Here is an 8856-nt window from a genome sequence, read left to right as displayed (position 1 = left end):
ATTTCGCTGCGGCCGGGCCGCGGTGATTTGAAGTGTATAGCTTGCGCCGCGTCATCAAACGCTAAAGCATCGCGACGCGTGTGCGCCTCGTGATCCTTCCTGGAAGGGATGACTTGCCGTGACTGTTTTCCTTTACGCGAGACGACGCTCTCAGGCCTGGACTTGCTGTCGACGCTGACCTCGCTGTCGCGTCCATCCGCAATACCATGCCCGGCCCTATGCCGGCTTCGGGAGTCGAATCACCCATGCCCCATCTTCATGCCGACACCACCGCGCGCGCCCTGAACCGGCGCCACGCGCCGCCTTTCGCCGACCATCACGCCACCCGCGCCCGCAATCGCCTCCATGCCGACCCTGCGCCCGCGCGGGTGATCGAGATCGGCGAGGTCACCGCCGGCATCGCCGTGCCGGAGACGGCCGGCGTGCGGTTCTTCGCGTCGAACCGGGATTTCGGCCCCCTCGACGGGACGGTCTTCCGCAGCGTCGAGCAGGCCGCCAAGGCGGCGCGCGATCGCTTTCGCGTGGTCACCCAGCCCGTGGCACAGGCCCGCCCGGATCCGGCCGGGACGCTGCTCCGGGCGCGTTAAGGCCCCAACCGACCCGCGCTCCCGGTCGCGACGACCGGGGGCGTGGTCACACCGGCCAACCGGCCTCGCGAAACGCCCCGTCCCAGAACAGCCATTCGAGGCGGGTCGCCTGGGTGTAGGCCCGGTGCATCCGCTCTCGCACGGTGGGAGACACCTCGGCTGCGGCCTCGTCGGTGGCCGCGATCATCGCAGCGACGGCCGTGGCGAAATCCTCGCCCGCATAGGTGTCGATCCAGGCGCGGTAGGGATTGTCCGCCTGCGCGCGCGAAAAGATATCGCTGCCGACCTCGGCGTAGATCCAAAAGCAGGGCAGCAGGGCCGCGAGCACCACCTCGTAGGGTTCGGCATACGCGGTGGCGAGCAGGTACGAGACGTAGTGGTCGCAGGCGGGCGAGAGCGGTGTCCCCGCGAACGCATCCGCGTCGATCCCGTAATCGGCGAAGAACCCGCCATGCAGCGAGCGCTCGACGACGATGGCGGTCTCGGCGGCACGGGAGAACTGGACGATCCGGTCGGGATGCGGGGCCTTGGCGGCGGCCAGAGCCAGGGCGCGTCCGAACCCGATGAGGTAATGCGCGTCCTGCACGATGTAGTGGATGAAGCGGGCCCGGCTGAGGGAGCCGGCGGCGAGTTCGACGTTGAACGGCATGGTGCGGATCGCCTCGTAGGCCTCCGCGTTGCGGGTCCAGGCGTCCTGCGAAAAAACGTTTGGCGACACTTTGCTCATGCCGGACGCTCCGTCTCGAACGAAAGGGTGACCCCATGGCGGGAGCGGCCCTTGGGGGCGATCAGGCGCTGCGAATCCCGCCGCGTCAGGTCGCCGTCGAAGCCGACCCAGTCGGCGTGGCCGGTCCAGCATTCGAGGGACAGGAACGGCGCGGTCGGCTTCGTCCAGACGGCGAGATGGGGAAAGTCCGACATCTCCATGCGGATCGCCGCGCCGTCGGGGCCGGTGAAGCGCATCCAGCCGCTGGCCGCATCGCGAAACACCAGGGCCTCGGCGAACAGGGCCGGATCGAGGGGCAGGATGGTGCCGTCCAGGGGGATGGGGCGTTCGTCGCGCACGAGCAGGCCGCCTTCGCCGACCTCCGGGACCATCGGCCGTTCCGGGTATTCGAAGGCCACCGCGTAGCCGCCCCCCGCCGCCCGCGTGCCGCCGGCGAACGGCCACGGGAAGGCCGGATGGAAGCCGAGCGCATAGGGCATCGGCTCCGTGCCGGTATTCTCGAGCCAGATCTCGAAATCGAGCATGCCGGGACCGACGCGGGCGGTGATGTCGAGCCGGAAGGCATACGGGTAGTGGACGTGCGTGGCCTCGCTGTCGGTGAGCCGCAGGGTCACGCTGTCGTCGGTCCGCTCCACCACCGTGAAGGGCAGGTCGCGGGCAAAGCCGTGCTGACCCATCGGGTAGGTCCGCTCGCCCACGCGCACGACGCCGCCGGCCGAGGCACCGACCACCGGGAAGAGCCACGGCGCGTGCCGGTTCCAATGCTCCGGGTCGCCGTTCCAGAGGTATTCCCGGTCGCCCACGCGCCAGGATACCGGCTCGGCGCCGTCCAGCGCGATGACCGCCTCGGTGCCGTCGCCGGCGGTGATGGTGATTCGCTCGTCCATTGCCGACTTCTCCAGGGCCGTCCCGCCGTTTTCGAAGCGGCCGTGCAGGCCGCGGATCGCGCCCGCTTTCAGCGCGCCTTCAGCACCACACGGCAGGCCGCCGGCAAGGCGGCCAGGGTCATCGGCGGCTTCGGCTTGGTCGGCTTGGTGGAGGGGCGCGGGTTCATCACCGCATCGCTGAACCAGTAGGCGAGCTCGTCGCCGCAGCCGTCGCCGGCCGGCGGCGGAGCCTGGTCACCGCATTGGTCGTCGCCGGCGGGGCAGGCGAGGCGGATGTGGTAGTGATAATTGTGCCCGTACATGGGCCGCACCTTGGTGAGCCAGCCCCGGTCGCCCCCCGCCTCGCGGCACAGGGCCTTCTTGATCGCCGGATTGACGAAGATGCGCGCCACCTCCGGCTGCTGCGCCGTCAGCCGGATCAGCTTCAGGTGCTCGGGGGCCCAGACCTGCGGGTCGATGTCGAGGCGGTCGGCCCGTACCACGTTGGTGGCGGAGGTTTCCTCGCGCTCGACCCGGCTCATGCGATGATCGGGCATCGGGGTCAGCCAGACATCGGCATCGAGGCCGAGCTGATGCGAGGCGTGGCCGGTGAGCATCGGCCCGCCCCGGGGCTGTGACATGTCGCCGACGAGCAGGCCCGGCCAGCCGGCGCGCGGCGCCTTGGCGGCGAGGCGTTCGAGGAAGTCCACCAGATGCGGCGTGCCCCACCTCCGGTTGCGCGACAGGCGCATCACCTGCCAGTTCGGCCCATCGACGGCGAGCGCCTCGCCGCCCGAAAAGCAGCCCTTGGCATAGGAGCCGTAGGGCTGAGCCGGGCCGGGGGCCGGCGTCGTCACGCGGCCGAACAGCGCCTTGGCCGGGGTGCCGGGCGCGTCCGGGTTGGCGAGCGGGGGCAGGGGCTTGGGGTCGACGCTGCCCCTGTCCTGCGCCGATGCGACCGAACCCGTCGCGACCAGCGCGAGGACGACAAGGGGAAGCGCGCGAAGGGTCTGCGGCATGGGGTCAAGCTCATCCATCGGGAATTTTCACGTCGCGCGCAGGACGTCCGCACGCGCGTCGTCTGGCTTTGGCGTACCGTTACTCTGCCGGGGCGACCGCGATCTTGATCGTCTCGCCGGCGGCGCCGCTCACCACGATGGTGATGGGTGCGGTCCCGAGCTGGAAACGCACGCTCTTGGCGATCACCGGGCAGCCGACTTGCATCGTGTGCGCGCCGGCGGGGCGCGGGGTCCGGCCGTCCTGGCTCACGTCGATCCAGGCGCGCTCCGACAGCGTCACCTGATACTGGCCCGGCATCATCGGGGCCGGCAGGTGCAGGATTCCCGCATAGGTGCCCGGTTTCGGCTCGCGGGAGGGCGGGAACGGCAGGTCGACCCGCGCCGCCGGCTCCAGCATCAGGATCGCGCCGGGCATCTCCGGCGGCAGGGTCGCGCCGGAGGCGACGCGCGGGAGGCCGGGCGCGGAGAACCACGCCTGCTCCCGCAGGAGCGACCACGCGAAACCGGTGCAGGCGGCGGGATCGGCAGCGGGCGGCGACGCCTCCTGGGCCCGCGCTCCCGCACCGGCGAGGAGCAGCAGCAATGCCGTCGCGATGGCGGGCGCGTGCGTCGCCATCAAGCCACCGCGACCATGACGGCGGACGTCTGCGAGACGGTCCTGTGCGCGGTGACGGTGCGTGCGTCGAGCTTCATGCCTGTAGGGCTCCTTCGCGGCTCTCGTCCGGGCGGGCCGGATCGCGGGTCGCTGTTCCTATACCGGGTCGGCAGGATGCCGCGACCGGCCATCGCCGCACAAGCCCGCGAGGGCGAGGCGCGCGGTCACTCCGTGTCCGCCTCGTCCGCACCGACCTCCTCGGTCACCCGGCGGCGCGAACCCCACCCGGCCAGGACCGCATTGAGGTCGTCGAGGATGAAATGACGGGCGCTGTCGCGATCGTAGCCGTCGTCGAGGTAGGAATCGTACTCCGTGAAGGCATGGCGGGCATAGGCCACGAGGGAAAGCCAGGCCGCGGTTTCCGGCCCGGCACCGTGCAGTCCGGGGCTCGCCAAGGCGCGGCCCAGGACCTCGTCGGCTTCGAAATCCGGCAAACGCGGGGCAAGGATCGCGAGCGCTGCGGCGACCGCGTCCCGGCGATTCATCGGGCGCCTAGCGGTCGTGGTGGCCGGCGGCCACCCGGTCGGTGAGGGCCATCAGCAGGCCGGAGACCACGAACACCATGTGCAGGCCCACCAGCGCATACAACTCGCGGTCGCTTGTGGCCTTCAGATCCATGAACGCCTTCAAGAGCGAGATCGCCGAGATCGCCACGATGGAAGACATCAGTTTCAACTTGAGGCCGGTGAAGTCGATGGTGCCCATCCAGGCGGGCCAGTCCTTGTGGTCCGAATGGTCGATCTTCGAAACGAAGTTCTCGTAGCCGGAGAACATCACGATGATGAGCAGGGAGGCGGTGAAGGACAGATCCACCAACGTCAGGACGCCGAGAATGATCTGCGCCTCCGTCGCCGCCCACATGTGCAATACGAAGTGGACCAGCTCCTGCAGCAGCTTCACCAGCAGAACGACGATGCCGATGCTTAAAGCCGCATAGAACGGTGCCAGCAGCCATCGGCTCGCGAACAGAGCCCGTTCGAAGATACGCTCCACCATTCCGCAACGCCTCCGTGCAAAATCCGTCGCCTCGCGTTTCGCACGACGCCAAGCATAGCCGCAAGCCTCCGCTGCATCGGACTCAGGAGATGTCGGTCCCGATCGGGCAGGTCACGCCGGTGCCGGAGACGCCGCAATACCCGGCCGGATTCTTGGCGAGATATTGTTGGTGGTAATCCTCTGCGAAGTAGAAGGCCGCGAGCGGTTCGATCTCGGTGGTGATCGGGCCGTAGCCGCGGGCCGAGAGCGCTGCGCCGTAAGCTGCACGCACCCGCTCCGCCGTCTCTCTCTGGGCGTCGTCGGTGGTGTAGATGCCCGAGCGGTACTGCGTACCGACGTCGTTGCCCTGGCGCATTCCTTGGGTCGGATCGTGGTTCTCGAAGAAGGTCTTGAGCACCGATCCCAGCGGCAACACCGTCGGGTCGTAGACCACCAGCACCACTTCGTTGTGGCCGGTGAGGCCCGAGCACACCTCCTCGTAGGTGGGATTGGGGGTGCCGCCGCCGGCATAGCCCACCGCCGTCACGAAGATTCCTTCGGGCAATTGCCAGAACCGGCGCTCCGTCCCCCAGAAGCAGCCCAGGCCCAGCACGATGCTTTCGAGCCCGTCCGGATATGGGCCCTTGAGCGGGTTGCCGTTGACGAAATGGGTCGTCGCGGTCGGGATCGGGTTCGGCCGGCCCGGTAAGGTGTCGGCGGCGGTCGGCATCTCAGGCCGCTTGCGGAACAGGAACATCGGAGCCTCCTGGAATGGCGGCGCCGAGCTCCGGTCGGGCACGGCGCATGTCTCGGATGGATATGGGGCGCCGATGCCATGCCGGTAAGCGCGGAGCCGTTTCGTGGGACGGCAAGGAGCGCGATTCGGTTGCGAATCCAGGGGCCCGAATCCGGATGGCCCTGAACTCGCTTACTCTGCTCAAGATTGTTCCCGAACGGCACGCCGAGAAATGATTTGTAGTGAATTGTTCTATAATGGTGTGGGTGGGCTCATCCGCTGCGGGCCTCTGGATCGGCACGTGTACCATTTTGAACGGACCTGCCCGTGACGCAGGACAGCGTCGTCCTCATTGTTTCGGACCGCCCGGATCGTGCGAGCCTCCTGGTCCGTGCGGTAGAGAACGTCCTCCTGTGCCGGTCCATCGAGCCTTCGGCCGCGCTCCCGGCGGACTTGCCCCTCGTGGTCGTGATCGACGTCACCCAGGATGAGGCGACGGCCGCCGCCTGGGTCAGGCGAGTCTACAAGCTGCGCATTCCGAGCCTTCAGCTGACGAACCGCCCGCCGCAGGGGGCGGTCAAGACATCCTCTGCCGTCCGGACCTTGCCGGCGGAGGCGCCCCGCACCGTCATCCTTGCCACCCTGTTCAATCTCATCGAGGCGCAGCAGGCCGCCCGTGCACGGCTTCCCGCTGGCCGACGCGCGGCCGAGGCGCTGGTCCATCGCGCCAACGCCGTCATCGGCGACGCGTTCGAGGCTGCGCGATCCGGCCAGCCTCTGTCGGTGGCCGAGGTCGATGCCGGAACCGAGGTGATCCTCGATGCGGTGTCCGATTGCGGAATCCGGACCTGGCTCGAGATCATCGGCCGCTACGACCAGCAACTCTACCAGCATTCGCTCAGCGTCGCCGGCTATGCCGCCGCCTTCGGGGCCGGTTTGAGCCTGTGCCGCGCCGATCAGATGCGGCTGGCACGGGCGGCCCTGCTCCACGACGTCGGGAAGGCCAAGATTCCCCTCGCCATTCTCAACAAGCCGGGGCGCCTGACCGCGGAGGAGACGCAGGTGATGCGGACCCATTCCGTCATCGGCGCCGAACTTCTCGCGCGTCAGGGCGGTTTCGACGCCCCGATGCTCGCGGTGGTGCGCCATCATCACGAGATGCTCGACGGCAGCGGCTACCCGGATGGGCTCTCCGGCGACGCCATCCCCGACCTCGTCCGCCTCGTCACGATCTGCGACATCCACTCGGCGCTGACCGAGCGACGGGCCTACCGCGATCCGCTGCCCCATGCCGAAGCCTACGCCATCATGCAGGATATGGGGCCCAAGCTCGACGGCGACCTGCTGCGGGTCTTTCACGGCACGGTGATCGGATCGGTCTCGGACGCTTCCGTGGCGTGAGGCCGGACTAAGCCGACCGGGCCCGGTCCCGCTCGGCAAGGGGCTGCTCAACAAGATCATGTTCGGCAAGATGATGCACGTCGAAACGGATGATCTCCGGGCGGCGTCCGGGCGGGGGTGATCGTCTCCGCCTTCAAGTCATTTCGAAATAACGTTTCATTGACCGTCGACGCGAGTCCGGTCACCTTTTCAGCACATCGGCGGCCTCGTCTTTCCGGCGATCCGCACCGTCATCGCAACTCTTCGGGACGCTTCCCGCCGGCATGGTTCATCTTTGCCGGATGCGGTGTGCTGTCCCGTTCCCTCTTGTCAGGTCGAGACTTGTCCATGTCGCTTCCCCGCATCGTCGGCTTCACCGCCAACCTCCAGCGCCCGTCGAAGACCCGCGCCCTCGCCGAGGCCGTCGCCGAGAGCATCGGCAGCCGGGCCCGTGCCGATATCCGCCTGTTCGACATGGTCGATGCCGGAACCGGCCTCGGCGCCGCGTGGTCGCGCGACCTGCTGCCGTTGCCCGCCCGCCGCATCGTCGAGGCGATCGAGGCGGCCGACGCGCTCATCGTCGGCTCGCCGGTCTACAAGGGCGCCTATACCGGCCTGTTCAAGCATCTGTTCGATTTCGTCGATCCCAATGCTCTCGCCGGCAAGCCGGTGATCCTGTCCGCCACCGGGGGCGGTGCCCGCCACGCCCTCGTGGTCGAGCATTCCCTGCGGCCGCTGTTCGGCTTCTTCAACGCCCTGACGATCCCGACGGCGGTCTATGCCAGCGATGCGGATTTTCGCGATGGGGTGCTGGTCGATGACGGCGTCCGGGCGCGCGTGGCCGATGCGGCCGGCCAGCTCGTGGCGATCCTCGGCGCGCGGGCCCAGATCCACGCCCCTGCCGCCCTCGCGGGAAGTCAGGCCTCCGGCGCCTTCGCGACGGCCGGTCGATGATCTCCCGTCGCGCGCTTCTCGCCACCGCGCTCGCGGCTGCGGCGGCGCCGGTCCGGGGCGCCGAAGGCGGGACCTTCCGCATCGGCTACCAGAAGAACGGCATCCTCGTCGTCGCCAAGCAGCAGGGAGCGATCGAGGCGGCCCTGAAGCCGCTCGGCGTCTCCGTGCGCTGGACCGAGTTCTCGTTCGGGCCGCCGCTGCTCGAGGCGCTCGGGCTGGGCGCCGTGGATTTCGGCCAGACCGGCGACGCGCCTCCGGTCTTCGCCCAGGCCGCCGGTGCCGATCTCGTCTACGCCGCGGCCCAGGAGGCCGCGGGGTCGGGCGCCGCGATCCTGTTGCCGAAGGGCTCCGCGATTCGCACGATCGCCGACCTCAGGGGCAAGCGCGTCGCCTTCGCCAAGGCGTCGAGCGCGCACAACTTCACCATCGCCGCCCTGGAGACGGTCGGCCTGACCTACGCCGATATCGTGCCGGTGACCCTGGCCCCGGCGGATGCGGCCGCCGCCTTCGCCCGCGGCAGCGTCGATGCCTGGACGATCTGGGACCCCTACTTCGCCATCGCCGAGCGCGGGGACGGCGTGCGCATCCTGACCCTCGCCACCGACGTGGCGAAGCCGAGCAATTACTTCCTGGCCAACCGCCGCGTCGCCCAGGCCGATGCGCCCGTCCTCCAGGCGGCGATCGCGGCCCTGTCGGGCGTCGCCGCCTGGTGCGAGGCGCATCGCCCAGAGGTCGCCGCCCTCCTGTCGAAGGGCACCGGCGTGCCCCTGGAGGCGACCCGGCGCGCCGTCGACCGGACCGACTACCGAATCGCCCCGATGAGCGAAGGCGCCATCGCCGACCAGCAGCGCGTGGCCGACCGCTTCCACACGCTCGGGCTCATCGCCAACCCGATCCGCATCCGCGACGCCGTGTGGAGTCCGCCGGCTCCTCCCGCGGCGAGCAAGGGCTGACCCC

Annotated in this window: 11 protein-coding genes; 4 read left to right on the top strand and 7 right to left on the bottom strand. The window is 69.1% G+C overall.

Annotated features, from left to right (window positions below; genetic code table 11):
* Positions 1-245: 245 nt before the first annotated feature.
* Positions 246-587, top strand: coding sequence for a hypothetical protein (locus tag G3T14_RS19875; RefSeq protein WP_246733440.1), 342 nt, complete (start codon positions 246-248; stop codon positions 585-587).
* A 46-nt stretch (positions 588-633) separates the two neighbouring features.
* Here the strand turns inward: G3T14_RS19875 and G3T14_RS19870 are convergent, their stop codons facing one another.
* From G3T14_RS19870 to msrA, 7 genes are all read right to left on the bottom strand, one after another.
* Complete coding sequence (locus tag G3T14_RS19870; protein WP_163644275.1) at positions 634-1314, bottom strand: TenA family protein; 681 nt, start codon at positions 1312-1314, stop codon at positions 634-636.
* Positions 1311-2201, bottom strand: a complete 891-nt coding sequence (locus G3T14_RS19865; protein ID WP_163644274.1) for an aldose 1-epimerase family protein — start codon at positions 2199-2201, stop codon at positions 1311-1313. Before G3T14_RS19865 ends, G3T14_RS19870 begins: the two co-directional genes overlap by 4 nt.
* Before the next feature lie 68 nt (positions 2202-2269).
* Positions 2270-3199, bottom strand: coding sequence for a penicillin-insensitive murein endopeptidase (mepA, locus tag G3T14_RS19860; protein ID WP_163644273.1), 930 nt, complete (start codon positions 3197-3199; stop codon positions 2270-2272).
* A 79-nt stretch (positions 3200-3278) separates the two neighbouring features.
* Positions 3279-3815 carry a hypothetical protein gene (locus G3T14_RS19855; protein ID WP_163644272.1) on the bottom strand — a complete coding sequence of 179 codons (537 nt, stop codon included), beginning with the start codon at positions 3813-3815 and terminating at the stop codon, positions 3279-3281.
* 203 nt (positions 3816-4018) lie between these two features.
* Positions 4019-4339 (bottom strand): DUF2293 domain-containing protein, encoded by a 321-nt coding sequence (locus G3T14_RS19850; RefSeq protein WP_163644271.1) that lies wholly within the window; start codon positions 4337-4339, stop codon positions 4019-4021.
* 7 nt (positions 4340-4346) lie between these two features.
* Positions 4347-4850: a TIGR00645 family protein gene (locus G3T14_RS19845; protein WP_163644270.1), complete on the bottom strand. Its 504-nt coding sequence runs from the start codon at positions 4848-4850 to the stop codon at positions 4347-4349.
* An 82-nt stretch (positions 4851-4932) separates the two neighbouring features.
* Positions 4933-5586 carry a peptide-methionine (S)-S-oxide reductase MsrA gene (msrA, locus tag G3T14_RS19840; protein WP_163644269.1) on the bottom strand — a complete coding sequence of 218 codons (654 nt, stop codon included), beginning with the start codon at positions 5584-5586 and terminating at the stop codon, positions 4933-4935.
* A 306-nt stretch (positions 5587-5892) separates the two neighbouring features.
* On the opposite strand from msrA, the gene G3T14_RS19835 reads away from it, so the two are divergent.
* The 3 genes from G3T14_RS19835 to G3T14_RS19825 all read left to right on the top strand — a co-directional run bounded on the left by G3T14_RS19835 (position 5893) and on the right by G3T14_RS19825 (position 8852).
* Positions 5893-6966, top strand: a complete 1074-nt coding sequence (locus G3T14_RS19835) for an HD domain-containing phosphohydrolase (protein ID WP_163644268.1) — start codon at positions 5893-5895, stop codon at positions 6964-6966.
* A 327-nt stretch (positions 6967-7293) separates the two neighbouring features.
* Entirely contained in the window at positions 7294-7899 is a 606-nt protein-coding gene (gene msuE, locus G3T14_RS19830; protein ID WP_163644267.1) for an FMN reductase, read from the top strand.
* A complete protein-coding gene (locus G3T14_RS19825) occupies positions 7896-8852 on the top strand; it encodes an aliphatic sulfonate ABC transporter substrate-binding protein (RefSeq protein ID WP_163644266.1) in 957 nt (318 codons plus the stop codon). The genes msuE and G3T14_RS19825 overlap by 4 nt, the downstream gene beginning before the upstream one ends.
* Positions 8853-8856: the final 4 nt, after the last annotated feature.

The organism is Methylobacterium sp. BTF04, assembly GCF_010692745.1.
Lineage (GTDB): Bacteria > Pseudomonadota > Alphaproteobacteria > Rhizobiales > Beijerinckiaceae > Methylobacterium.
The sequence above is the reverse complement of the archived record's forward strand: the minus strand, read 5'-3'. Positions and strand labels throughout refer to the sequence as shown.

What these genes read in the sequence shown, in the direction of transcription:
- G3T14_RS19875 (WP_246733440.1), top strand. Translation starts at nt 246, where the DNA reads ATGCCCCATCTTCATGCCGACACCACCGCGCGCGCCCTGAACCGGCGC.
- G3T14_RS19870 (WP_163644275.1), bottom strand. Translation starts at nt 1,314, where the DNA reads ATGAGCAAAGTGTCGCCAAACGTTTTTTCGCAGGACGCCTGGACCCGC.
- G3T14_RS19865 (WP_163644274.1), bottom strand. Translation starts at nt 2,201, where the DNA reads ATGGACGAGCGAATCACCATCACCGCCGGCGACGGCACCGAGGCGGTC.
- mepA (WP_163644273.1), bottom strand. Translation starts at nt 3,199, where the DNA reads ATGCCGCAGACCCTTCGCGCGCTTCCCCTTGTCGTCCTCGCGCTGGTC.
- G3T14_RS19855 (WP_163644272.1), bottom strand. Translation starts at nt 3,815, where the DNA reads ATGGCGACGCACGCGCCCGCCATCGCGACGGCATTGCTGCTGCTCCTC.
- G3T14_RS19850 (WP_163644271.1), bottom strand. Translation starts at nt 4,339, where the DNA reads ATGAATCGCCGGGACGCGGTCGCCGCAGCGCTCGCGATCCTTGCCCCG.
- G3T14_RS19845 (WP_163644270.1), bottom strand. Translation starts at nt 4,850, where the DNA reads ATGGTGGAGCGTATCTTCGAACGGGCTCTGTTCGCGAGCCGATGGCTG.
- msrA (WP_163644269.1), bottom strand. Translation starts at nt 5,586, where the DNA reads ATGTTCCTGTTCCGCAAGCGGCCTGAGATGCCGACCGCCGCCGACACC.
- msuE (WP_163644267.1), top strand. Translation starts at nt 7,294, where the DNA reads ATGTCGCTTCCCCGCATCGTCGGCTTCACCGCCAACCTCCAGCGCCCG.
- G3T14_RS19825 (WP_163644266.1), top strand. Translation starts at nt 7,896, where the DNA reads ATGATCTCCCGTCGCGCGCTTCTCGCCACCGCGCTCGCGGCTGCGGCG.